Origin of the sequence: Lentisphaera profundi (genome assembly GCF_028728065.1) — a bacterium.
Lineage (GTDB): Bacteria > Verrucomicrobiota > Lentisphaeria > Lentisphaerales > Lentisphaeraceae > Lentisphaera > Lentisphaera profundi.
This window is the reverse complement of sequence record NZ_CP117811.1, coordinates 1,363,785-1,390,546: the sequence shown is the minus strand read 5'-3', so window position 1 is coordinate 1,390,546 and position 26,762 is coordinate 1,363,785. Positions and strand designations below refer to the sequence as shown.

Below are 26,762 nucleotides of genomic sequence, written 5' to 3'. Positions count from 1 at the left end.
CTGTCCACAGGCAGAGTATTTTTATGAGTTTTCTTCGCCCAATACATCAATGATTATCAATATGAGTCCGTATACATGAAACCATTAAGATACCTATTTTTATTTAGTCTTCTAATATGCCTTAATTCTTGCCAAACAAATACGGAATCGGCAAAGGCTAATAATTCAAAAAAAACTTATTCCCATCAAGAGAAGCTGCAATGGCTTCAACAACTCGAACAAAGAATGATTCACAAGCACAGTGGTGGCGGTGAGTTTACCGTTTCCAAAGCGAGTGCGGGTCATGAAATTTATGCCGACTCAGTGAAACAGGCTAAAAAACTGGCTCAAAAGGCTTTGAAAAACTACCCTAATTATAAAATCGAATTGAATGACTCAGGCTCCGTCATCAAGGGTAACGATTGGCAAAAGCTCAATTTTGATCAATTAATAGAGGACTTCTATGGCTTGGGTTTAGCACTTCACTTTTATCCTAAGCAGGAGAATCAAAGCAAAGTTCGTAGCTTCCTGAAATGGCTTCGTTGGACCGATCTTAAGAGCTCAGAACTTGATCGCAAACAGGAGTACTACCTCGGAGGCCTCGGTAGAGCCTTTTTCCTCTGTAACTCAGTTATGGATAAACAAGATCGCGATTTTGCTCTAGACTTCCTCTTTGGGAAAGTTTCAGATCCCGGCAAAGCTGGCGTTGCTAAGGCTTTGTACATTGCTGAACATGGCCCGCTCGACAAAGAAATTGGCTACCGCCAAAATGACGTCTTACGTGGACGAAGCGAATCATTACTCTGTGCGGTCTTTCTTCTTCCCGATAATACCGCAGAAGAAAAAGCTCATAAATTAGCCTCTTTCGAAATGTCCCACAAAGCACTTTTACTCGGGCTCACTCCCTCCAAAGGCGTTTATGGTTTTCTCAAGCCCGATTTTACCGCCAGCCACCATATGTATAACTACGTATCAGCTTATACACCTCAGGGTCTTTCCTCATTGGCAGCCATGGCGAGTTTTATGAGAAATTCTCCCTGGCAATTCAGTGATGATCAATTGAAGTACTTGAGAGGCGCCGCCCGTGAATTGCATTTTTACGCTCATCACGATTCTGTCCCCCTGGGTCTCACCGGTCGCATGTTTAGTAATGACATGTTGGCTCAAAGCTACTCGCTACTTCCCTTAGCCTCCATCGCCGGCCAAGAAGACGATTTGGCTCTACTACAAACTTTTTGCAATACCTACCGCAAGGCTATTGGTACTCAGTATTCGCCCCTCAGTCGCTTAAATCAACAAGGCTTTCCAGCTTACGCATCTGCCTACGCTCAAACCCTGGATAAAGTAAAAAAACTCCAGCTAAAACCGAAAACTTTTGAGAAAGTAAGCTCCTATCCCTATAGCCCATCCATGGCCATGCAAAAGAATAACTGGACGGCTTTTGCTAAAGGCATGAGCAAATGGTGGTGGTCTTACGAAGGTGGAATAACGGCCTCCAACCCGCAGGCGGTTTATGGGATCTATAAGAGTCACGGTTCCTTAGAAATCACCTATCGTAACCCTGTAGATCCCACAGGTGGTAAAACACTCAATCCCTCGATTCGCAAGGGTATGGATATGGCGCACCTTCCCGGGATCACCGCACCTGCTAGAAGCAGTGACGATATGATCAATGATGTCATTGGCTCACGTTTAAAAATCAATTCGACTTCGGTTGGCGGTGCTAGCCTCAGCGATAAGTTTGGACTCTTCATGTTTGATTTAAAAAACACACCTAAGGAAATGAAAGATCCCGGTTTTACGGCCAAGAAGAGTTACTTCTTCCTCGGTGATAAAATTGTTTTGCTCGGCACGGGAATTAATTCTGATTCAGATAAATATCCCATTCACACCACGCTCTTTCAAAATCACCTCAATCAAGAAGAACCTGAAAAAAGTCCCATCGTCGATCACTTGGCCCAGAAAATCACTGCTGTTCCTTACTCTAATAAGCTAGCGAACTCATCCACTAGCCTGTTGATCGATGCCGATGGCACTGCTTATTACCTACCCGCAGGACAAGACATCCAACTTGAACGCAAGAACGTAAACTGGGCTCCCATGAGCATGCTACCCAAGGACAGAAGTAAAAAGGGCATTCTAGTTCGCCAAAAAGCCGCCTTGGCACTCAAGAAGGAAAGCTCTTATCGCGCCCTAGCCTGGATCGACCATGGTCATCACCCTCAAAATGCCTCCTATGAATACGCCGTATTACCCGCTACGAATTTCACTGATCTTAAGGAATTTCAGCAAAAACAGGATGAAAAATTAATCTACGAGTTCAAAGAAAAATCAGCTGGCGCTCATATCCTTCACGATAAAGAAAATCAGCTCTGGGCCTACGCACTCTATAACGACTTTCAAGCCGGTGACAAAGGGCCACTCAAACAAGTCAATATTCATCAAGCCTTACCCCATGAACATGAAAAAGTGGATGCTCACCCCGGCTACGCTATCCTCATCAAAGATAAGTTTCCAAAGCAAATGGATTTAGCACTCAGCTTTCTCGACCTACGCTTACGACAAGCTTATGATACAGGACTCGGCATCAAGAAAAAAGGCGCAATTTTTTACGGTAGTGCTCCTGTCATTGTCAAAGTTCTTATTCAGGGAAAATGGTCTTTAGATTCAGTGACTGCAGATGTAACGATCACTCACACCGAAGACAAAACCCAGATCCTAATACAATGCCAAGATGGCCTCTCTCGCAATTTAAAGCTCATACAAGAGTAGATTCATCTTACCCAGGGTGCGCCAAGCACCAGCTTGGCTAATATCCCTATAAAAACCTCCGGCGGATAAAAATATATGGGGCTCCGCACCATTCGCCGGGTCAAGGGCTGGCAAGTCCTTGGTGGGAGTGTGAGGGACTCGTCCCTCATTTAGTCAAACTTGGGGCGGAGCCCCAGTATAAATACCTCCGGTGGCCGATGAGTCCTCTGGTCCATACTAAAAAAGGTAGAAGCACGTATAAAAACCCCTTAAGTTCCCTACCACTAGGAAGGACCCTCTCATACGGGTGTCATCATGACCTTATTTTATACTTCATCATAAAATCATTTTTATTATCAGTTCCCTGATACATCTATTCTTAAGCTTCGGTATCCCCTAGCAGCCTTTCGGACTTTGAGCTTCGCAGCGAAAAACGAGCTAAACAAAGTCGGTTATTATCCGAAATGAGGAGAATATCGAGCATATTTAACGATTTCCGGGTGATAATCCGTCGAAGTATCGCTGTTTTGCAGTCGAACGGAGAGAAGTCCGACAGGCTGCTAATATATAAATTATTTGTGTTTGGTTTTCACCAAATAAAACTATAGATTATTGAATAGGTAAGCCATATGAAAAAAATAAACAAAAAATTCACGCTCATTGAGCTCTTAGTCCTTATTGCCATAATTGGCATCCTCGCCTCGTTTCTGCTTCCGGTTTTAAGTAAAGCGAGAAAAACGAGTCGTATGACGGTCTGTATATCTCAGTACAAACAAATTGGCTTAGGCATGTTCCAATATGTTACGGATTCCAATGATATCTTGCCAGGTGACCTGCGCTACGGCAGCAATGCTCAATATAGAGATGATTCGGATAAGCTCTCTGGTCGCTTAGCCATTTATATGGGAGAAGCTGCGCCCTCTAATACCTATGTGAATAATGCTTCATTCCTTTGCCCGAGTTTCACGAAAACCCTTACTGGCGTAAGTGAAGGTGTTGCTATTCAAGGAAGAACTGCGGGAACTTATACCGATACAGATGGTAGCTCACGTCAATATTTCGGCTATACAAACTCCTATTCATCCGTAAGTCTTAACTCCGTTCTAGAACCGTCTTCAACAGTTGCACATTTTGAAACAGATGATGTCTATGAGCCAGGGAAAGCTGGAGGCAATATTTCTGTCGATGTAAGACATGGTTACAAAGGCTTTGGTGCTTTAAGGGTACAACTCTACTTTGATGGTCGTGTCAAAGTCTTGGTTCAGCGGCTCGAACTTTAGTAGAACCTAAACCCGTACTCGGGGTTTAAAACAATTATTCTAGAGCAAGCTCCCACTGAGTTTTTAGCTTCCATAATTTTAGCCCAACTCGTGATTTAAACGACGAATTTCACGGTAGAGTTTTTCTTGAATCCTCTTGCGATAGACATAAACTGTATTGCGTTTTATTCCCAATTGCTCACCAATGACATCGCATTCCTTACCCTCGGATAATAATCGATAAACTTCTTGGGCATTTTCCTCAAAGTTTTCTTTTACATTATCCCATGCCAGGCGACAGATATAAACTTCCCATTCCTCGTCAGCAATTCGCTCTATTTCAGATTTTGAAAAATCTCGATCTAAATCAGGTAGGGATTCATTTGATTCTTGAATACTTTCAAGCGACTCCTGTTTGAAGGCCTTTGAGGCAATATAGTTTCTGACCATATTGACTGTAACCGTACGTAACCATCCCCGAAAATAGCCTTTATCAGGATCGTAATCGAACTTAGGAAGATTCTTCCAAATTTTGATCATGATCAACTGAGTAATTTCTTTCGCATCATCGTGCTGCATATTTAAGCCCTTCGTAATCATATAGATATAGGGCCTATAATATTCATTAAACTCTTCCCATGACTGATCGTCATGTTGATTTTTAACACGCTGCAAAAGGGTTACGTTGGTGATCCAATCAGACATCATATTCTCCTTGAAAGATAAAAAAATATAGACTACGCTCAAATAAGATCAAGCTTAATCTAACTCTCTTATCACTCAATATATACTCGAATCCACGCTGAATTAATTTTTATAAATATTTAGTCATCTAGGTCATTGATATCTTGTTTAATTACTGCAAAGATATAATCTTTGTAAATCCCCGAAAATCTCACTTGTGATTGTTCGTAGTCGTCGCTATCAAAACTCACCGAAGTGATGAGGAAGTTTCTCTAATTGATCTTTAGCGGGCAGCTTTGGGTAGTGAATCCACGACTTCCTCGAGTCGCTTGCCATTTTCAATCACTAAGGAGCTCCCGGCAAGTTGATGACTCATGTATTTGCCATTGAGTTCAAAAGCTTGGCCATGTGCGGAAAGCGCACTTGATTTGGAGTCATTGATGAGCTGTAAATTCGCAGGCTTTTCCGCATCGAGTTCTGCTTTAATAAGCCAATTATTTAACTTCCATTGATTACTGGAGATTACTTGCGGTGTGACTAATTCAAAGCCCTTAGGTCCCGCTTGAATGATCGCCATAAAACGAATCTTTTCTTGCTTTGATTTATTTCTTGCTACCACTCGATATTGCTTTTCAAAATGCGGCGTGCCCTTTGTATTCGCAAGATAATCAACTGAAGCCACCGGCTGATGCCTAGCGACATTAATCTTGAAATCAACTCCTGAGTAAACATCCACCTGGCTTTTCATAGTTTCTTGATCAACACGAACTGAAGTTGCACCATAAGGTTTTATTGGTACACCTCGGGAATTTAGGAGCCAGCTCCACTCAGCCGCATGATCCGCTTCTAGTTCATCATAAATAACATAGAGTCCAACACCTAAGGACACAACATGACGACGGAAGCGTTTTAAGCCGTGATCGACATAATCCGCGACTTCCGGATTTAAAATCTTTACCATACGATTCGAACTACCCTTGTATGCATTACTTGCATCACCAAGTGAATAGCTGAGTTTATTTCCGCCAATAAAGCGTGCTATCCAGCCATAAGCTACGCCACCGCGCAATTGCTCTTTACCATCGATAAGAACCGAGTTTGAGCCCGAGGTTTTACCATAGAAGTCATCCACGTTGCGGTAACCCGTTGCATAAAACAATTTTTTCCCCGCCACAGCTAAATTAAAACTATTATTAGCTGAAAAAGCATGATTACACACCGAACCAAAAGGACCCGATTTAAAGTAGAGTGAATTTCCTTTGGAGACATCCTTTAGATTATCGTGAGCCGCCACAATTCCCACTTCTTTGAAGCACCTAGAGTTTAAAAAATCCATTGACTCATTCACTTTTAAAGCTGCTGTATTCTTTAGTTTATCAACTTTGATCTGCCAATCGAGGTAATCACCATTGCCGCGATAAACTTTTTGCTTCAATGATTTGTTTTGATTCAGCGCTTGCTTCACATACCAAGCGGCCTGAGGCATAGTCTCTGATTTCGCTAAATAACCCAGAATTTTAAGTTGTATCGATTTTGCTGTGCCGGAATACTTTTCATAGCTATCTGCAAATCCCGGCATGGTGCCTTTTGCGGGAATTGCGTACAGCATGTACCAGGCGTTATTTTTAAACCAGGGATTCTCGAGATAGTTGTAGCTCGTCATTTTGGACAAGACGATCGAATTGACTAAAAGACTAAACTGATTCGCCGACATATAACTCGTTCCATTGGCCCAGGCACCATCTGATTTATCACTCAAAGCTGGAGCCCGCGCGATAAAGATGCCATAGGCATATTCGAGCCACTTCTTGGCCTCGGGTACATCATGGACTATAGCCACTGAGGACAATAAAAAATACATGTGAATTTGCTGCCAGACGTGTCCACTATTGGTAATATTTTCTAAGCCATTGACCCACTCATTATACAAACTTTCAGCTCGTACAGAAATAGCTTTTTGTAAAATCTTCTTTTGGTCGTCGGTGAGTAAAGCATAACAAGAATCATAAACCAAAGCCATATTGCGCATATGACGACCATCCGCAAAGTGACTAAAACCCGCGGGACCATGATGATCAAAGCTCGCAGTGCGCAAGCCCCAGGCAACGGCACTACGACCGAACTTCTTATCTCCAGTCAATAACCAGGCATGCACCACCTGCCCTATCTCATCGCTCATTTTATTAGCTAAGTCTTTTGAACTATTCACCTTCATCACATATTGACCTCTTTCGCTGAGCCCGATTAATTTTTTAGGATCAACTGCAGCATCCTTTTCTTCAGGAAGCGACTTTTTTACAATCTTCTTAGCCTTAGTAAGGTAACTGGCTACACGATCGGGGTGTTGCTTATAAAGTGACTGTATTTTTTGTAATTCAGAACTTTGATCTAAGAGCCTTGGGTGTTCCTTGGGTATACCTGATAAGAGCTCTTCAAAACTTGCCTTTGCATAACTTGCACTCTGCTCCGCAATTGTAAATTCATGAACCGGAGACCACTTATAATCGCCCCCCTTGATCGATGTGCCATACTGCCAATACCACTTACCTGCTGCCAAGGGTTTAAGTTGATTATAAAAAGCCCAGCCCTTAGCTTTTGATATGGATCCCTCTGGAAAATGTTTTGATTGAGAGAGTTTAAATGCGTACTTAACATCATGCTTACGTGTCGGATAAAGGGCACCCGCAATATTTTCAAATTCCACATCATTTTCATAATTTGCGGGCCATAAAAAACTCGGGGTATTCTCGCTAATCAACACACCATCGCTCGGACTTATGCTAGTGCGCTGAAGTGGGTGTATGGCATCTTTACTTAATTTAATTTCGCCTGGTAATTCTGCTCTAAGCACTTGAGGCGCACTTAAAAACATAGCCGTAGCCATTAATATTGAGCTTTTTATTTTTGTATTTATCATAGATGAATCCTCATTATTATTTATAGGGAATACCGCTGATATTGAACTAATGTGACAGCACAAAAAAAAAATCCCCTCAAGATTAAGCTTGAGAGGATTATACTATTTTGTATTTATGTCTATTCCGGTGACTCACAGATAATTAATTAAAAACCTTCTGTGCTTCCGTAAGCGAACTCGACTTGATCTATATTTTCGTACAATCCTTAGTTAAAAGATGTATGTAGTACACTCTTTAGAGTGCCGAAATTAAGGACTAATTATCATTTTAAATGCAAGCTTGAACTACATACATTCCTAATGGTGAACACTACCAAACTCACCGAAGTGATGCGGTAAATCATTGATATGTGACTCGAGCTTTTTCTTTAGCTCTTCAAGGCGTTTTTTATTTTCGGGATTCATAATGATATTCTTTTGCTCAAATACATCCTCACCTAAATTATATAATTGATCGGCATCGAAATAATAAGGGAAATCTTGATCTGCATTGAAGCGTATACCCATGCCGCTAGCCGCATTGGTCGTACGACCCGACCAACCCACATGGCGACGCGCACCGGATTTCTGAGTCTCTAATTGATCTTCTTCCATTTTATCCAAAACCCACTGGGGTGGGCGATTGGCCATATATTTCCAGTCTTTGTGGACAATCGCACGGCTATAGGAGGTCTCCAAAAGGATACTCTCTCTCCAGTCCTCAAGTTTTTCTCCCTTTAACATAGGCAAAAAACTCTGACCATCACAAAGACTTCCCTTCGGACTCTGGCCCTTGGCCAAATCCAAAAGCGTTGGCAAGATATCGATATTTGAAAATATCCCTTCTTCTACCACACCCTTATTGACCATTTTAGGCCAGTGAATAATTGCCGGAGCACGATGCCCCTCATAGGTGGTTAATTTTCCGCGTGATTGATGATCAGAAACAAAAAGCACCATGGTATTATCGGCGAGGCCAGATTTTTTTAGCTTAGTCAAAATGGCGCCAACGCTATCATCTATCCACGTTGCCATCGCATTTTGTCGTGGTAAGCATGCTTTATCAATCCTTTGTAAAACACTTTCTCGTGATGGCATGCCCTTGGGTTTTTCTTTCAGCATTCCCGCTGGTGTCGCTCGCCAATCTTTCTCCATCCAGTCCTCAAAATACTGGCCATGGGGAGCGGTGATTGAGAAATACAGAAAAAAAGGATTATCCTTATTATCTTCTATGTAATTCAAGGCCCCTTCAGTCAACCATTCCAAATTATGCACTTTCATGTGCTTAGGCATGGGCAACTCACCATAATTGGCATAATAAAGGCGATCAACCACATCAAAGCCAGAGATTCTTTTCACACGTCGCTGCATAATCCCATAAATGCGTTCGAGCTCATCTTGTACTTCACCTGAACCATAATCAGCCGTCAGAGGAAAATACGACCCCACCAATTGATGAGGTAGTAATTTCTTACTTTTCTCACTATTGAGGTGATGTCCTTTGAAGCCTTTCTCAAAATCAATTTCTGCAATATCATAATTACTAAGATGCCACTTGCCGACCAAAGCCGTTTTATAACCTGCTGACTTCAAATCCTTAGCCAAATTATTTTCTAATGGGTCCATATTGGCATTCCAAGCAATCAAAGGGACCGAACCCGGTGGATTATCCTTTAAGAGCAAAGGCGCACGAGAAGCATACCTTCCCGTTAATAATGAATAACGACTCGGCGTACAGGTAGAAGAAGTAAGATAAAAGCGATTAAAGGTCACACCCTCTTCAGCCAAAGACGCAATGTGCGGGGTCAAGACTTGAGCATTTTTATGATAGGGCATTTCACCAACTTTTAGAAAACGCCCATTTTGATTCGCTGTAATTGGATTTAATTCTTTTAGATTGCCCGTTTCTTTGGCTCCCGTATAAGAAGGAAATTTTTGCTGATCATAAACCGACACTTGATCAAAATCTAAGTCGTCAACATAAATTAAAACTATATTGGGCTTTGAGTTCCCAAGGAGACTCACCGAAAAAATCATGACTAAGGCATGGAGTGAAAAGAATTTATTCATTAGCAACACCCTTTATTTATCACTTAAATTACTGACTTGCATGCTACCGTTTTTTTCTTTTTTCTCATCCTTAGCAAGGACCAAGTCAAAATTCCTTAAGGTGATATCACCTTCAAACGCTCCCAAGCGATAAACGATTTCGCTGATGTAAGCACGAGGTGTTTCTTTATCTACGGTGAAGTGACAAGTGATTTTTTTCCATTCGCCATCTTCGGGTTTATAAATTTTACCCAAGCCCTGAATAATGGTATTATTTAATCGCTTTGCTTTTGATCGTTTCCCATCGTAATTATCATAACCCACTTGAGCTCTGAGTTGCATTTGACCTTCACCTTCCATTTTCGCTTCAAAGGTCAATTTATAGCTCTGTTTATATTTAATTTTTACCGCTGTTCTTAAAGCCATGTAGGTGGGTTCAGAGCTATGTTTAGTTGATATCTTAAACTCACCCTTTCTTATCTCTGGCGTGACGTATTTGAATTCAGTCTTTTTCCCGAAGTACCAATACTTCTCAAACTTCTTCATTTTGTCATCTTTGATCAGATTAGATCCCCCCAAAAGGCTGAAAGATAATAGTAAAAATAAGACGATTAATTTATTCATTTTCGTTCTCCAATTTAGTTATTTTTATATTGCTATATTTACCGCCTGCACAAACCATCACGCGAAAGCCTGCGTGACCTGCACTCAAAGGCTTTTTATCCTTATAAGTAAGTACCAATTTATTATTGACAAAATATCGCACCGTATCATGCTTCCTTTCAATCAAGTGAGTGGATTTAACAAAGGGTTTATCCGATGCTGGATCAAGGCCCTTGGCTACCATATTTCGCCCTGGTGCTCGACGCATATTCGCCGTCTTTCTATGGGGTGCAAAAAAGGAGATCCGGTACTGCTGCATATCACTCCACATGATTTCTTGGGCCAAGCCATGACGAGCTTTTTGAGGATTAAAGATGTCTTTTTTTCCTGGAATAGAAGCACAAAACATAATCATGTGAAGCGCACTCGGTGAGAGCGTTTCAAAATCAAAACTGATGGAAAAATTCTCCGGTAATTTCTGCTTAAGCCAAAAGTTAAAATGCCCACCGCGAAATTCCTGATTTCCCTTTTCTCCTTTGATATAATACTGAGTAAGATCACTCACATATTGACTCATGAAGTCCTTGGCATAAGCCTCGTAATCAGGGAAATAATTATGCGCTTTAAGTTCCCCTGACTTAATCACCTGCTGCATTTCTTTAAATACTAAAGGTTTCAAGATCAGTGAATCACCCTCTACTACGGCATTGCCGGGGCCCTCTATAAGCCAATCATTCAAATCCGGAATGGCTTTATCATAAATCACTTCGCCTGCGTGAATCGACATAAGTGTATAAAAAAACAGCGTCAAATATTTCATCATTATATACCGCCCCCTACCAAAGCTTTTTTCGACGTATTATCTGGCCCTTTATTCAGAGATTTAAGCTGAATAATACGGCGAATAAAGTTACTGGGCTGATCTATCGTCTTTTTTCTAAGTTCAGCTTCTAAGGTGACGTTTTGATTCACATATTTCCTCATATCCACTGCATGAGTTCTTTTGGCAATGTGGACTTTTTCTTCATCGTTAATTTGTAGATAATAGGCAAAGCTATGGTCTTCATATAAGCGCACTTTTAGTACACCGCTTAATTGTGCTGTTTCAGCTGCAAAGGCACTTACACTTACGAATATTATTAATGTTATAATCAGTTTCATTTTAAGTCCTAGTTAAATTCACTTATGTGGGAATACCGTAGAAATACTTGAAATGTGACAAGGCTCCATCAATTAAATAAATCATTTTTATTGATTTCAAAATAAATACTTGCCTTTGTCACATCTAGCCAATTCATCTGGTATATCCTTATAAAGCTCAATTTAATTAGGAATACTTCATGTTGCGATTCTCAATCTTTTTACTTCTTCCCCTTTTAAGTATCCTCGCAGATACTAAGCCCAATATTCTTATAATCATGAACGATCAGCATCATGGCGGTGTTCTGGGTTCAATGGGAGTCCAAGGCCTCAATACTCCCAATCTAGATAAATTATCTACTCGAGGTACATACTTTGACAAGGCCTATTGCACACAGCCGATATGTGTACCGTCACGTACAAGTATGATGACGGGGAAAATCCCTCATCAAATTGACGCTCAAGTCAATCGTGATAAGCTTGATTACGAATATGACTTCCCGGTCATGGGTGAAATCATGAGCCAAGCGGGTTATCGCACCGCATACATGGGAAAAACTCACCTCATAGGTGGTGCCGGCCGTGGCTTTGATCTCTATCGTCACACCAAAGCCCGTGCAGTTGATCACCTACTTGCTGACACCGCAATTGAGTTTATTCAGCAAGAAAGTCCTAAGCCTTTCTTTGTCCTTGCTTCATATCGCAATCCCCACGATATCTGCCAATGGGCTCGGGGTGATAAACTTCCCGAAGGAGAGATTGGCAGTCCCCCAGAAAATCTAGCTGAGCTCCCCGCCCTACCTCACAACTTTACTATCAGTGAAGATGAGCCCGATTGCATTCGCTATGTAAAAAGCCTTCATTGGAGAACTTATCCTACTCAGGACTGGGAAGAAAAACGCTGGCGTCAATATGTCTGGGCTTATCATCGCCTGATTGAAAAAGTTGATACTGAAATTGGCAAACTCAGTGAATTCATTGCTCAATCTAAATTTGCCAAAAATACCGTGGTCATTTTTCTCTCTGACCATGGTGATGGTTGTGCCTGTCATCAATGGAATCAAAAATCCGTACTCTACGAAGAATCCGTACGAGTCCCTTTTATTATTGTAGATCCTGCTTCTTCAAATAAAAAAAACATTGATAAAGAGGCGCTTATTTCTACAGGCCTCGACCTTATCCCCACCCTCTGTGATTACGCGGGCATCAAGCCACCAAATGATTTAATCGGCCAATCGCTCAAACCACTTATGTATGATAAAAAGCTAGGGCGTGAGTATGTCGTCAGTGAAACAGAATTTGCCAATTATGATGTATCCTATAATATCAAAGGCCGCATGCTCAGAACAGATCGCTACAAATACGTCGCCTATGACGTCGGCAATAAAAAAGAGCAGTTCTTTGATCTCAAAAAAGACCCAGGGGAAATGAATAACCTGATCAAATCAAAAGCCCATCTACTAGAAATTCTTCGACATCGAAAATTGCTAAAAGAATGGTGTGACTTAAGCGAAGACAACTTTCTCATTCCCGAACTAACAAAAAAATCACACTAAAGTCTTTTAATTCTTAACTTTCATATCCTTTAAAATTTTTAGCCATCAATATTATTTCATGCGGAGCTCAATATGACTTTTAAAAACTTATATATATCAACTATGGCCCTATCTGGCTTACTGTTCTTTTCCTGTTCTCATGCCAAAAAAAAGAGCAGCGAACTTACAGAGCCAAAGACCACTAATAATGACTTTCAACTAAGCTACTCATTCTTAAATCTAGAAGATAGCCCCAATGGTATTGCCGCTCTAAAATCTGAAGCTCAAATAAAGCAAATTTTAGCTGGCTACTTCGATATTAAAGTCGGTAGTTCTAAGGGCACTCAAATTAGTGGACGAATCAATTATAGAAATAACTTCCAAGCTCCAGGCAAAGTCATTTCCCCTGAAATTAAATTTCAACTCACTAAAGGTCAAGAGACTCTAGCTCTCAATAATTACCGCGATCAATATGGCCGTCTTTTTGGTCAAATCAGTCTTAAGCAAGATTGCCTTTTAAAAGATGGTGACAGCCTTGCTTTTTCAGTTGAACTTTACGATGGTGACTCACTCATCGAAACGAAAGACTGTCAATTACATATCGTGCTAGAGACCCTGTGGTCCAAGTATATGAAAAAGACCGAAGCCTTAGTTCATCACAATACTCGCCTTGCGGCTCGCTATAAACTCAAAGGCAAGATTCACAAGCCGCTATTTGTAGATCTCGAAAAAAACCAAGGCCGTTTTTCCGACCTCAATTTTTATGATCTCAAAACTCCCGAGCAACGCCTCGAGGCTTTTGATCGCAAAGCGTATAGCAAAGTATTAGTCACTGCAGCCGAACGCTTAGCAGGCTTAGCACTCAACAATAGTCGTGAAAAAGACACAAAACTTCGGCGAGAAAGAGCCAAATTACTTGCCCAAGCTATTGCCGAATACTCACGAGCTTTCCCCTTGGATAACTTCTATACTTATACGAACTTACCTCATAATGACATTACTCATCAATGGCGTTTTGGTGATCCCTTAATTGGCGCTTCTATTTTAATCCTACCAGATTTGCTAAATGATTTAGCTAATGACAAAGTTTTACGCGAAAATCTCGAGGCAATGAATAATTTTCACCTCTTCTCTTCTTTCTCTTTAACTGAAAAATACCGTGACCCCAATAATCAGCGTTATTATTTAAAGCAGCCCGGCACCTTACGTAAATCTAGCGGTATTTGGGCAGATGCTAATCGCCATCACCGTATGCGCACATGGATTTGCCAAGTGGCTTTGCAAATGGACTATAATCAACCGCTCACCTATTTACCCTACTGGTACTTCCCTTACAAAGAATGGGGTCAACAAGCGACCAATATTTTACCTGAATGGGAACCCCGCGGTTCATTTACTGACCTCAAAGTTTGGGCGGATACCAATGGTCGACTCACATGTCTTTTTAATCATTCTGGTCTCAAACCCGATGGCTCCATTTCACATCATACGGGAACCAGACAAGATATGGCTCATTATGCCTATGGTTATGAATGGCAGAGTATCGGTTTAAGTGAAGTGGCCAATATGCTCAAGGGTAGTGCTTTTGAAGTGGGGCTGGCTCCCTTTCAGGCCTCCACAGATTTTTTCCTTTATAACTACCCCAAAATGATTTATAAAGGCGGCATTGATTACCAAGTCACTGGTCGTTCACACTACTCTTCAAAAATAGGTCAATTTGGTCGAGAAATCTTCATCCCCGGAGTTCAACAAGTACTTGATACCCAGGGTCAAAATAAAAGCTCTAATTCCGCTAAATTACAAAACTATGTCGAGCAATTAAAAGATGACTCAGCAGAACTATCGGGCAATTTCTCCTATTGGGTTAACGACTACATGATTCACCGTCAAGGCGGAGAAAAACCTTACTTCATGTCCGTTAAAACCCAATCGGCTCGTGCCTGTGGCGCCGAAGGCTTCAAAGGCAATGGTGATTATGGTTTTCATAATGGCTCCGGCATTTTCCAAATTAAAGTAAGCGGACGTGAATACGATAAAGCCCGTTATGCCATGGACTGGCATGCCATGCCTGGCTTAACCGAAGAATTTCGCGATGATCGCATTCCTTTAAGTTCAGAGAAAAAAGCCTATAGCAAGGAAACTTACTGTGCCTCATTGAGCGATAATTTGACGGGACTTTCAGCCTTTCGCTATAGCCGTACGGATCCCTATTCTTCCGCAGCTGCCAACAAAGCTTACTTCTTTGAAAGTGACCAAGTTCATTTTTTAGGAAACTCCATTATTCGTACTAAGCAAGGACAAGGGAAATCCATCTATACAAGTATTGAGCAAGTCGAATGGCTACAGGATCTCCATTGTAGTTTTAATGGGAAAAAGTCCACAATCAAGCAAGGAATCACTTATGATGAATCATTGACGCTCAATCAGCCTTCTTGGCTTTATCACAAAGGAATTGGCTACTTCATCTTCCCAAAAAATGATCAGCAAATCACTTTAAAAGCAGGCTCGGCAATTAATCGCTCCGATAAGAAATCAAAGATTAAACAAGACATTTTCCTCTTGGCCTTCGATCATGGCAAGGACCCAAAACAAGAAAGCTATAACTACTCAATTGTCCCCCACCTCACACTCGCCGAAATGGATAGTAAACTCAAGCAATTACGGCTCACCAAGCGCAAAAATAATGATGACGTACAAGTTATATACAATCGTGAACAACAAATTTTCCAAGCCGCCTTTCTCAAAGCAGGCGAAGTGGAAATTGACGATTTGAAAATTTCCGTTGATCAGCCCGCACTCGTACAAATCAAAAAAATCAATCATCAATGGCATATCTCACTCTCGGATCCCCATCACGATTATGAACTAAAAGAAATTACACTTACGATCAACAAAAACTTGGTCGAGGGTACGCAAAATTATCTGACTTATGGTCCCGAACAAAAGGCCGTGCCATGCCAACAAGTCATTATTAGCAATAATAAAACTGGCCAGAGTCAACTAAGATTCTTACTAGCCGACGAAAGTGACGCAGAGGCCTACGCCCTGCGCCACGAACTCTACGCTGCAATGCCAATCAACATCATTGTCAAAGAAAAGTAGTCCCTACTGGGTACAGCAAACACCCGCCCTGGGTACGTCGAGCACTAAATCGTCCTTAACTTTTGCTAACAAGCAATCTTGCCTTTAAATTATCTCTATTATTCAGTAATAAGCTAAATAAACCTAATCCCCTCCACTAGCCTTGCTCTTGCCGTTAGGCAAGCACGCATGTATTGTGGGCTTTTTTTTTTATCCTAATTCAAAGGTGGTGATAGCAAAGATTTTCTCATGGGATATTGCTGGAAGGTCTCGCTGGTACATACGCATCGTGGCAAAGATTTCTTCCATAGCAAAATCTTTTACTAAATTCATTGCAGGTAAATTATTACCAGGTACATCCAAGATGATTTTCTGGCCCTCTATATCATCTTGAATTGCAAGAAAAATTTCTTTGGCTATTTCTTCATTATCAGCAAAGAGTGGTCCTACTTTATATCCTTCTACACACTTACGGCGAACGGCATAACCGAGTAATAGATCTCTCTCAAAATAAAGCAATACTCGGGCATTTTCTTGATAAATCCAAGATCTTAAGAAGTGCTGTCTTGCTGCGGGAAAACATTGGCGGTCATAGCTCAAAACTTCTTGCAGGTCACTTTCCTTAAACTCACGAACAAAGGGGTTTTTAGCTCTATTTCTTTTTGCCAAGACCGTAAAGCGATGATTCATGTAATAAGGTTTATAGCCCACACTCTGATAAACCTCGACATTTTCGAGGACGCCATCAATACCAATATTGCGATCTTCGCAATAGGCTAAGCGTGCCTTAGTTAACGCTAGGCCAAAACCTTTGCCTCGATGCTCAGGGGCGACAATATAGAGTCCGCAAAATGCATAGTTCTCATCATAGCAAACGGCACTTCCTACTGCCACAATTTCTCCCTCATATTCCCCCACAAAAAAACCTTCGGGATCGGCATCATAAAAGATTTGTGCATCGTTCAAACCCGGATTCCAGCCTTCTTTAGCGGCCCAGTTTAAAGCGATCTCTACTTCAGATTTTCTCATTTTCCTGATAGTATACTTATTCATTGATTAATACGCCTTTTTTCTTTAAGGTGGCGATATGTCTCTTGTCATGGGGTGTGGTAAATTTAGCTTCATCCAAAGTAAGTGATTTAAGTTCTTCTTTGGTGGTTAAGACACTGAGGGCTAAAACTTTTAAACCCTTCATTCTTAAGTTTTCCAAATGAATATCCTCCAAAACCTTGAGATCATGAACCATGGTATTGGATATATCTAAGTACTCAATATTCATTCCTCGCAAGGGTTCTAGTTCACTGACCATGGTATTATTCAGTTCTAGGCGGTTAATCTCTTTTAAGTTTCTAAGGGCACTCAAATCTCTGACATAGCTATTATTCAAAACTAATTCTTGTATAGGTAAATTTGCAAAGAGTGCCAGTCGAGTAAAATGCCCATCCGCTTTAAAAATGATTTCATTCTCTTTTAAACTCAATTCATAATCGTCAAGTTCAGGAGCTAAAACCTCTAATAAACGGTGGATAAAAGGTAAATGACTTTGAATATCTTGCCTCATACCATTGCGACGATAGCAAATATCTATTGCTATCCCTGGATGATGATACTTCAAAACCACCTCTAGCATTTTTAAGATTAGATCATCGCCTTTAAGTTCTGTCTTTAGCAATAAGGCATCACAGATCTGAAGGTAGCGGTTCGTATCATCCTGACATTCGAGTGCGTATTTCCTCGCCTCCGCTAAGTCACCATGAACTAAATAATAATGAGCCATCAATACATTGGCCGCGAAGTTATCCTTATAAGTCAAGGATTGTAAGGCATTCTTTTTGGCCTCTTCAAAATCAAATTCTTTAAAGGCTTCATTTGCTAAATCATTGTAATGAGTGACGGCCTTTTTAGATATTTCTATGCGCTGCATTTCTTCTTTTTTAACTTTTACGGTAAAGACTGCACTGATGCAAAAAATAAGCGTTATTGAAATCATTGAGAGTATCGAAATTGTTTTATGCCTCTTGAGCAAAAGTAAAGATTTACCAAAAAAACTAGGACTTTCAGCTAGCGTGGGACGATACACTTGAAAAGCCTCTAAATCCTCGACCATTAATTGTACTGATTCGTAGCGATTTCGTTTTTCATTTGCCATTGCTTTTCGGCAAATGGCTCTAAGTGCGGATGGATGACGAAAACTTATATTGGCTTGACGTATGGACCTTGCTTGACCAAGTAAAGTATTCTTCAGCATGATATCCACTGTAGGACCTGCAAAGGGTAATTCATAAGTTAAAATTTGATAGAGTATGACTCCTAGGGCAAAGACATCACTTTGAACGTTAGGTTGCTCTCCATTTATTTGTTCCGGTGATAAATAGCCTGGTGTGCCTTTGAGCACACCTTCAATACTTTCATCCATTGCATCGATATATTGCGCCAATCCCCAATCGCAAACCTGAACCACCCCATAGGGATTAATAAGCACATTCTCCGGTTTTAAATCTAGGTGTACGATTCCTTTTGAATGTGCGAAAGAAATAGCCTCACATATACGATTAAATATCGCTAATAATCGGCTCAAGGGATAGTCTTTTCGAGCTTGTGGATCGCCGTCTTTAAGTTTTTTTAGTATGACTCCAAAATTATCTCCACGAATATATTTCATCGTATAGAAAGGGATATCATCCTCTCCCACACCAATTTCGTGAATCGGCAATACACTGGGGTGAGCTACCTGAGCGGTAATGCGAGCTTCGCGAATGAAGGCACTCAAAGATTCGATATCTCGTTTTTCTTGACGAGGAATGGCCATGGCAATGGGCCGCGCTGTCATTTTATCTTCTTTAACAAAGATATCTTTCATTCCACCTTCATCGAGCTTGGTGCCTGCGGTGAATTTGCCTTCATTCTGTAATTCTTTGAGTTCTTCAATCAACTCTAAACCACTTTGCTTGGGCTCAGCTATAGCGTCTTTAAAAAAGCCGCGTAAAATATTGGGGTTTTCGTTTATTGACATAATAGCAAAAGTATTAATTGGAGATGCTCCAATTAACACTTTAGAACTTAATTATCAATAACTGCTATTGATGATGAATGAGATAATCACTTCAAAATTCTTGGGACTCGCTCAAAATCCTCAATTATGTTCGAGTTATTTCCATTTTTTAGTTCACTAGATTCACGATTATTATCACTATCAAAGTACAAATTCTGCTGAGGGTTTTTGATTTTTAGACCCGCTTTTTTTCTTAGATCTAAATTTGCATCAACTTTCCATTTTCCAATTAAAAGTGATCCTTCAGCGACTTGTTTGATTTCTTGGATCTCATCAAATTGCATGACTATGATCACGACGAGTCTTTTGATTAAATTAAATCTTCTCTTTCTATTCATTTTTGTCAGTGATCTGTTCTAGAGTTTTCTTGGGAATATTACAGTATTATTGAATATTTGGTATTAAGTTATAAAAAAGGTCATTTTTGGTGTCACAGATAAAAGAAATCTCTGGTATACCCAAGAAACAGGAGATTACGATCAAGAAATTTACATTGATAGAACTACTCGTAGTAATTGCAGTGATAGCAATCCTAGCTTCGCTTTTGTTACCAGCATTGAGTAAAGCGAGAAAGAAAGCTCGTACGATTGTATGTACAAATTCAGAGAAACAAATAGGTCTCGCTCTGCAGATGTATACTGAAGATAATAAGGGCTATTATCCCTTTGCAGATGATCGCAGTGCTAGTCAATATGCTTATGATGACCTCATCTCGGACTACATGGGTTTTACTTGGGCGGATATCGACAAAAGTAAGAATGAAATACCTACGGCAGATTATAGCTTAGCAAACAACCCCTTTCTTTGCCCCAATGATGATATCCCATCACGCAGCACTGTACGCTATCGTAGAACATATAGCCTTAATCGTGGACGTGTCGGAGGGAGTCGTTTTTACAATGGCATTGCTTGGGTTGTGGGTGTCGAAAATGAAGCTTATGGTGATCATTCAGGAGGTTCTGTAAAAATAACTGATGTGGAAGATCATGCCAATACCATTGCACTCACGGAAGAACCCTATGATCTCAACGCAGTCGGTCGTTGTAATAATCGAGACGTGATTGATGCTCCAGATGAGCAAGATCTCTACATTAAAAATTTACACCGAGCCTTTCGCTATAACTACCTATTTACCGATGGCCATGTCAATACTCTGTATCACATGTCCACTATTGGTAACGGGACTTTTAACGAACCTTTAGGTATGTGGACACGCTACTCGGGAGATTAAATCGAAAATAAATAAATAATTTGTCACATTGCATGCAAAGAAGCGGTACTCCCATAAGAGTACTTCTTATAATAATTTCGGATTGATGTAATGGATTCACCAAAAACTCCTCCACATTTAGATAAGCATACACCAGAAATCAATATTCATTGTGAGCAATGTAATCAACATTTAGTCTTGGAAAACCCTCAAGATTTTGAACAACTTTTCTGCCCCGGATGTGAGCAAGATTTAACGAGCTATTTACAATCAAGCATCCCGAAAGCTATAATTGATACAAGTCCGGAAAGCTACCACCCTAGCCCAAATACTAATGGCCCTAAATCTCCAGACAAAACAAACTCTGATTCAGAGCTGAGCGCTGATCCCGTTAATTCAAAGCCACTTGTCCCTACTATCTCCGCAGATCAGAATACTCAAGATAACTCTTCTGTGTCAGCAGTTGAACTCACACTTTGTTGCGACTCATGCCAGCAAAAATTAATTTTAGAAAACCCCGATCAATTTGATCAAATCATTTGTCCTGGATGTAATAAGGACATTACTGATCAGAAACCTTTAACAATCATACGTAGTTCCTTCAACGCATCACTAAAACAAGGTATTACTCGTTCTAAGCAAGAAGTAAAACCCAGCTTGGATCTTCCCAAAGAAGTTCCTAAGCAAAAAGCTCCTAAAGCAAGAAAAGTATCAAAAAAACAGCTCCCTAGAAAGAAGAGTAAAGGCCTCTCAGTTTCTAAATCTACTGTCAACAAAATTCCACGCCCGAAAAAACAGAAAAAAGCAAACTTAGTGCCCTTAGCACTCGTTTGCTCTATACTCTTAGCTGGCTTGATTTATAAATCCGCTGAGATAAGAAAAATGTTTGATCCCGCAATGAATAAAAAGCAACCGAGTAAAAGTATTGCTGCGCCCAAAAGTGAAACACCCATTTTAGTTGCCACAAAGCCAGTGCTAGTGCCCATCACGGAAGCCATCGTATTCATAAAAGATGAGGGCATACTAGAACCCGCGGCACTTGTCATTATTGATGAAATGAAAGTTCCCGATTCTGCCTTACTCAATAAAGTAGAGATCAAGACTTTAATTGGGAAACTAAAAACTCATTGTTATGAATGCCATGGTAACGACCTTCATGAGGAGGAATTAAATTTTGAAACCCTCAAGAGCGCTGAAGATTACTATAAAAAATATAATATTTTCAAACAATCTTTATCCTTTATTCGCGCTTCTGAAATGCCTCCACCCGAAGATGGCGAAATCGCCCCTCGAGAAAGAGAAGAATTTGCCGAGCTCGTGCAGAAGCTTCTTTTTACAATTGAAACTCGTTCGAGAAAAATCAGTAAAAAGCAAAAGATTCAGCGTCTCAATTCAAAAAATTATAATACTACCGTAAAAGCTGTCACGGGTTTGGAGTTCGATTTCTCGAGTAAATTCCAAATCGATAATACCAATGATATTTCAATTGTTTCTTTTGAGAAGTTTTTAGCCTCCGCAGAATTCATTTCACGTTATGCTGCTTACGACTTAGAACAGGGGTTTTATTTCAATGAAAAACCTCTTCTCAAACAGCCTAAAAATATTCTTATTAAACGACTTAAAGCCATTCAATATAAGTACTTACTCAATCACTACTTCAAGGATTTTAAAGAGCAAGAAGCCCTGCGACGCTCAATGAGTGCTTTAGCTGAGTTTTTACGCGATGGAAAAAAGCAAAGCGCCAAACTAAATGAAATTTCTTCAAAGCATAAAATATCAGCAATTTTTGTTCAACAGACAGCGACTTTCCTTAAAAAACATGGCCTTGATACGACTATTTCTAAAGGATTAAAAGATTGGAAAAAACTCTCCATAAAAAAATACCCAAATGATTTAATAGAGCCCGCGATTGATAGCTTCATCAAACATTGGAAAGCGGCGAATGAAGATCTCGACACTAATAGAAAACTCTCTAATCTAAAGCGTAAGCAGTATCAAAAATTTAATCAACTTATTGCTGCTATCTTTGTTCTTCCAAATGAATTAATCCAAGAAAATCTGAGTGTAGAAAACAGAGAAAAATACACCCAAGTGGAAGAACTTATTCACTTTATTGAATATAAAAAAATCAGCCCACAACTTACAGCCTTAATGAAACGACAAAGTGAAGCCTTTTTAAAGAAACTGCTGCGACGCCCAGCTGAAGAGACTGAGATAAACTCATTTCTCAACTCATTCCTCCAACTCACGCATCAGCATGGCAGTGATAATGCCGTACAATTGATGATGACTCAGAGTTTTTTGCGGACGGAATTCCTTTTTCGCTTTGAGAAAAAAACACCCGAGTTCAAAAAACTCTCTGCTTTTGAACTCGCTAATCGGCTCTCCTACCTCATTTGGAATCAGCCGCCCGATCAAGAGCTCTATGATTTGGCTTCTTCTGGACAAATATTTGATCGTCAAGTTCTCATAGAGCAAGTACAAAGCATGCTCCGAGACAAGCGCTCACAAGCCATGCTCAAGGCCTTTTTGAATAAGTGGTTAGAAGTGGATGCCTTGCGGGACATGGCTGAAGAGGATCCGATTTACGAGGATATGTATAAAGAGATCATTACTTACTTTGATTACATCATAAAGAATGACCTCAACCTGCAACATTTACTGAGTTCTGACTTCACCTTCCTAAATGATCACATGGCTGAATTCTATAATATAAAAACAGATGTGGGCTATGTATTCCGTAAACGATCACTCGAAACTGATCAACGTGGAGGAATTATCGGCATGGCCGGTTTCATGGCTCTTAGTTCTGCGGGAGAGCGTACGAATCCTATTTTAAGAGGCAACTTCATCTTAAGCTCTATTTTAGGAACACCCACACCGCCTCCGCCTCCCGATGCGGGCATACTACCCTCTGCTAGTGAAACAAAAGATATGAGTTTGCGCGAAGTCTTAGTTGAACATCGTAGAAACCCCAATTGCAAAGGCTGTCATTCGCTGATCGATCCACTTGGCTTCCCATTGGAAAATTATGATCATATGGGTCGATGGAGGGATAATGTCGATAATATGGCCACTCTCAATAATGGCAAAGAAATTCGCGGACCTCAACAACTGCGCCGTTACTTAGTTAAAAATCGCGATCACTTTTATCGCAAAGTTTCTTCCGCATTCCTTTCTTACGCTATGAACCGCGAGCTCAATCACTATGATTTTTATCTAGTGAATAAATGTCATAGCAATATGCGCAATAACGACAACCGCTTTTCCGCTATTGTGGCCACCATAATTCTCAGTGATCAATTCCAATATAAATTCTAGGAGAGAAGATGAATAGACGTACATTATTAAAGGGAATTGGTGGAGCTTTTATGACTCTGCCTTGGTTAGAGCTCAATGCCTCAGTCATGCAAAAAAATAATCAACGTCTCGCTTGGATATTCATGCCCAATGGTTATATCCCGGATCGTTTCAAGCCCACAGAAGATGGCAAAGATTACACTCTTCCCACGTGTTTAGAGCCCCTAAAAGATTTACGCAGTCAATTTTCTATTTACTCAGGTTTGGCGCTTCAAGGGAATAAAGGTGGTGGTCATAAAAATTGCGCCTCCCTATTAACAGATGGAACCCGCTCACGAGATGAGATTGCCCTACAAGCTGGTTTTAGCGAAAATTCCGAAGACATAATTTCAGCCGACCAACTCGCCGCTCGCTACCTCGGCGCCAATAGTTTTATTGACTCCATGCACTTTAGTAGTACCTCAAACGTCTCAAATCGTAGTCCTGATTCTGTCGGTGATCACCCAGAATACTTTAAGTATATATCTTGGAAATCTTCGAAAGAATATATTGTTCAAGACCGTGATCCCTACATGGCATTTAAAAGACTCTATGGAAGTACGAGTGCTTCTCGAGTTAGTGAAAATCAAATGAAGAGTGTTTTGGATCTCACTCGATCCGATTTAAAACGCTTGGTGAAATATGCTGGGCGCGAAGACCGCAGTCGGCTCGATCAATATTTTACTTCCATTCGAACACTAGAGAAGCGAATGGAAAAAATGAATAAGGATTCAGGCTATAGCAAAACTATTCCCGCAGATTACAGAAAACCCGAAGAAGACTTTGCCATGGGCTTAGGACAAAGCTGGCGTAATACAAACTACTTTGATGAACTCCAGCAGATGTATTGCGACCTCTTCGTCCTCGCCTTTCAAACACGACGAACCAATGTCATTACATATATGTTTGCTCAGGAAGCCACCAGACAAAGCTATAGTTTTCTTGAATCGGGAATTCACCATCATCATGGTGCATCTCATTATGGCACATCAGCCAAACATACCGATTCCTTTACAAAAATCATCCAGTATCAAGTCGGTCTCTACGCACAAATCCTTGAGCGTTTAAGTAATATCAAAGAGGGTGATAAATCCATCCTCGATAATAGTCAAATAATGCTCACTGCCTGTATCGGTGATGGACAAAACCACAAAGGCTATGATCTCCCCTGTATCATTGCCGGTAAAGGTGGAGGCAAACATAAAACAGGCCTTCACCTCAAGTCGAATATTGCTGAACGTAAACCATTGAGTTCTGCACATCTTGCCATGCTGCAAGCGGCGGGAATTAATGCACCTAGTTTTGGCTATGCAAACGAAGCACTTTTTTGATTTTTATCCGCCCGCAGTAGAAGCCAGGCCTGATCTCTTATTTAGTGATTCTTATCCATACTTTCGAAAAGTTCTGGGGTCCTTACAATTGACCACGAGTCACCACAATCACTTGTGCGTATTAGTACGGGATCATGAGCTGAAACGGCATCATTCTCACCTGTGCCGCCCCACTTGGATATGTATTGCTCCTTTTCCATTTTGGTCAAATTATGAGCATAATACATATAAGTTAGATAAGGCATGCCGTGCCTATCAATAGAGATTTTATGATACCAATTACTGTAAGCCATATGTGAAGGACGTACTAGATCTTTGCGTTTTTCCCACAGGCCATTTTTCTTTTTCCTGAGGTAAACCAAGGCGTAATCTAAATGCTCTGGATAGCCTTGCATGATTCGTTCAGATCCAACATCACTTTTTACCCAGTGACTATTTCGCCCACGTACAACTAAGTGAAGGGTATCATCTTTATCAATAGTGAAACCTGGATAAGTAATCCCATTGCGACTCCAAGAGTTATCCCCATTTCCGGCAACATATACCGCTTCTTGCCACGATGAGATATCAGCCGGATTTTTTGATACACAGTGAACCATTGAATGCCAATGAGTGCCTAGCAGCACATGAATATGAGCTTTGGAATCCGCTAGGATTACTGGACTATTATGACCATCTACTCGATGTCCGCCAACGCCTAGAAATACGGGGCCTTCAATTTTGCCGCTTTTATGATCGTAACTAACAATATATTGTGGTGTTCCTGCTATCGTAGCATGAGCGATCGTCGAGTAATAAGTGATATATGTTTTACCCTCAAGGCTAATCGAACTATTGCCTGCACCAGCCATGGTTCCATGCAAGCCAATCTGCTTTCCTACAGGTATTTTCACGCTATGAGTAAGGGAAATCTTACCATTTTTCTTTTGGGGAATAAGAAGGAGAATCTCACTCTTGGAGCGCGCTGGCGCCACTAATACAGGAGGCTTGGCGCTAAGATTATGGGTCTGATAGGATTCTATTCTCCAATCACCATGCTCAGCAGGTTCTATAACTTGCCAGCTCTTCATTTCATCAGCTGAATAGAGTAAGAACATGTAGGATTTTTTATTCGCAAGGCATTTTATCATGGTATAAGCATGACCATCAAGATCAAATTCCACACGCTGATAGGATCTATTCCCAGTATGAATCTCGAGTTTTTGTGATGCTTTAAGCTTCAGGTATTCTCTCACTGCCTCCACATGAGATTCAGTGGTATACCAGCGACCATCATTGCCTAGGTATTGAATGAAGTTTTTTTCTTTATAGGAACGTTGACCAAGCGGTGTATGATATTCACCTAGTTCGCCTTCTAAGCCAAAACGCATTACTGGCCGATTGGCTTTAGTGAAAGTCACCGACGCAGGCATAAATCGCGGATTGTAGCCGAATAAAGAGCTTTCGCGACTAAAGACTTGTGGATACTCCACTGGCATCTTCACTTCCTTTTCTAGCTCAACTTGTTGTGTATCCCAGGGAGATATAATTCCTGAGGAATAAGAAATCGGAGTATAAGATTTATTTGTACAAGAATTCAGCAGCAATAATAAGGTGAAAGCTAAAGTCGATATAATAATTTTTTGTTTCATTATGAGTTCTCTTGGGGTTTTTGAAAGTATTAGCTGAATCTGTGATCTGGCTTTTGTAGAATTCCGTAGGGCTTTCAAGTTCATTGACTTAATGTAGCTCACGGATTCAGGTATTAGTTAAGGACAGACGAGACCTCAGAATTTAATAAGGTCAAAATAGAATTTTTGCACATTCTAAACTTCCTTAAGTTGTTGTGGATTTTAAAATGCCTATATTTTATA

Annotated in this window: 17 protein-coding genes; 7 read left to right on the top strand and 10 right to left on the bottom strand. The window is 40.6% G+C overall.

Translation table 11 applies throughout. The features are described 5' to 3' along the window. The first annotated feature begins 75 nt into the window (after nucleotides 1-75). Both PQO03_RS05555 and PQO03_RS05550 read left to right on the top strand, forming a co-directional pair. Nucleotides 76-2,751 (top strand): polysaccharide lyase family 8 super-sandwich domain-containing protein, encoded by a 2,676-nt coding sequence (locus PQO03_RS05555; protein WP_274151776.1) that lies wholly within the window; start codon nucleotides 76-78, stop codon nucleotides 2,749-2,751. Nucleotides 2,752-3,359: 608 nt separating this feature from the next. Continuing rightward, nucleotides 3,360-4,010, top strand: coding sequence for a type II secretion system protein (locus tag PQO03_RS05550; protein ID WP_274151774.1), 651 nt, complete (start codon nucleotides 3,360-3,362; stop codon nucleotides 4,008-4,010). 78 nt (nucleotides 4,011-4,088) lie between these two features. On the opposite strand, the gene PQO03_RS05545 is transcribed toward PQO03_RS05550, so the two are convergent. The 6 genes from PQO03_RS05545 to PQO03_RS05520 form a co-directional block, all read right to left on the bottom strand. Then, nucleotides 4,089-4,694, bottom strand: a complete 606-nt coding sequence (locus PQO03_RS05545; protein WP_274151772.1) for an RNA polymerase sigma factor — start codon at nucleotides 4,692-4,694, stop codon at nucleotides 4,089-4,091. A 262-nt stretch (nucleotides 4,695-4,956) separates the two neighbouring features. Beyond that, the gene (locus PQO03_RS05540; protein WP_274151770.1) at nucleotides 4,957-7,590 is read right to left on the bottom strand and encodes a DUF4962 domain-containing protein; all 2,634 of its coding nucleotides are present in this window, start codon (nucleotides 7,588-7,590) and stop codon (nucleotides 4,957-4,959) included. A 297-nt stretch (nucleotides 7,591-7,887) separates the two neighbouring features. Beyond that, nucleotides 7,888-9,639, bottom strand: a complete 1,752-nt coding sequence (locus PQO03_RS05535; protein WP_274151769.1) for a sulfatase family protein — start codon at nucleotides 9,637-9,639, stop codon at nucleotides 7,888-7,890. Between the two features lie 12 nt (nucleotides 9,640-9,651). Then, on the bottom strand, nucleotides 9,652-10,242 hold the full coding sequence (locus PQO03_RS05530; protein ID WP_274151767.1) for a hypothetical protein: 591 nt from the start codon (nucleotides 10,240-10,242) through the stop codon (nucleotides 9,652-9,654). Next, on the bottom strand, nucleotides 10,235-11,044 hold the full coding sequence (locus tag PQO03_RS05525; RefSeq protein WP_274151765.1) for a DUF1961 family protein: 810 nt from the start codon (nucleotides 11,042-11,044) through the stop codon (nucleotides 10,235-10,237). Before PQO03_RS05525 ends, PQO03_RS05530 begins: the two co-directional genes overlap by 8 nt. Next, on the bottom strand, nucleotides 11,044-11,382 hold the full coding sequence (locus tag PQO03_RS05520; protein ID WP_274151763.1) for a hypothetical protein: 339 nt from the start codon (nucleotides 11,380-11,382) through the stop codon (nucleotides 11,044-11,046). The genes PQO03_RS05525 and PQO03_RS05520 overlap by 1 nt, the downstream gene beginning before the upstream one ends. Before the next feature lie 179 nt (nucleotides 11,383-11,561). On the opposite strand from PQO03_RS05520, the gene PQO03_RS05515 reads away from it, so the two are divergent. Both PQO03_RS05515 and PQO03_RS05510 read left to right on the top strand, forming a co-directional pair. Then, nucleotides 11,562-12,917 (top strand): sulfatase family protein, encoded by a 1,356-nt coding sequence (locus tag PQO03_RS05515; protein ID WP_274151762.1) that lies wholly within the window; start codon nucleotides 11,562-11,564, stop codon nucleotides 12,915-12,917. 72 nt (nucleotides 12,918-12,989) lie between these two features. After that, on the top strand, nucleotides 12,990-15,998 hold the full coding sequence (locus PQO03_RS05510; RefSeq protein ID WP_274151761.1) for a polysaccharide lyase family 8 super-sandwich domain-containing protein: 3,009 nt from the start codon (nucleotides 12,990-12,992) through the stop codon (nucleotides 15,996-15,998). Between the two features lie 189 nt (nucleotides 15,999-16,187). On the opposite strand, the gene PQO03_RS05505 is transcribed toward PQO03_RS05510, so the two are convergent. The 3 genes from PQO03_RS05505 to PQO03_RS05495 form a co-directional block, all read right to left on the bottom strand. Beyond that, nucleotides 16,188-17,030: a GNAT family N-acetyltransferase gene (locus PQO03_RS05505; protein ID WP_274151760.1), complete on the bottom strand. Its 843-nt coding sequence runs from the start codon at nucleotides 17,028-17,030 to the stop codon at nucleotides 16,188-16,190. Continuing rightward, nucleotides 17,023-18,990: a serine/threonine-protein kinase gene (locus tag PQO03_RS05500; RefSeq protein WP_274151759.1), complete on the bottom strand. Its 1,968-nt coding sequence runs from the start codon at nucleotides 18,988-18,990 to the stop codon at nucleotides 17,023-17,025. The genes PQO03_RS05505 and PQO03_RS05500 overlap by 8 nt, the downstream gene beginning before the upstream one ends. 86 nt (nucleotides 18,991-19,076) lie before the next feature. Then, entirely contained in the window at nucleotides 19,077-19,367 is a 291-nt protein-coding gene (locus PQO03_RS05495; RefSeq protein ID WP_274151758.1) for a hypothetical protein, read from the bottom strand. An 89-nt stretch (nucleotides 19,368-19,456) separates the two neighbouring features. Here PQO03_RS05495 and PQO03_RS05490 point away from each other — a divergent pair, with 89 nt between their 5' ends. The 3 genes from PQO03_RS05490 to PQO03_RS05480 all read left to right on the top strand — a co-directional run bounded on the left by PQO03_RS05490 (nucleotide 19,457) and on the right by PQO03_RS05480 (nucleotide 24,909). Then, nucleotides 19,457-20,260, top strand: coding sequence for a prepilin-type N-terminal cleavage/methylation domain-containing protein (locus PQO03_RS05490; RefSeq protein ID WP_274151757.1), 804 nt, complete (start codon nucleotides 19,457-19,459; stop codon nucleotides 20,258-20,260). 90 nt (nucleotides 20,261-20,350) lie between these two features. Beyond that, nucleotides 20,351-23,560, top strand: a complete 3,210-nt coding sequence (locus PQO03_RS05485) for a DUF1592 domain-containing protein (protein ID WP_274151756.1) — start codon at nucleotides 20,351-20,353, stop codon at nucleotides 23,558-23,560. Between the two features lie 8 nt (nucleotides 23,561-23,568). Beyond that, the gene (locus PQO03_RS05480) at nucleotides 23,569-24,909 is read left to right on the top strand and encodes a DUF1552 domain-containing protein (RefSeq protein ID WP_274151755.1); all 1,341 of its coding nucleotides are present in this window, start codon (nucleotides 23,569-23,571) and stop codon (nucleotides 24,907-24,909) included. Between the two features lie 41 nt (nucleotides 24,910-24,950). On the opposite strand, the gene PQO03_RS05475 is transcribed toward PQO03_RS05480, so the two are convergent. After that, nucleotides 24,951-26,540: a BNR-4 repeat-containing protein gene (locus tag PQO03_RS05475; protein WP_274151754.1), complete on the bottom strand. Its 1,590-nt coding sequence runs from the start codon at nucleotides 26,538-26,540 to the stop codon at nucleotides 24,951-24,953. Nucleotides 26,541-26,762 lie beyond the last annotated feature (222 nt).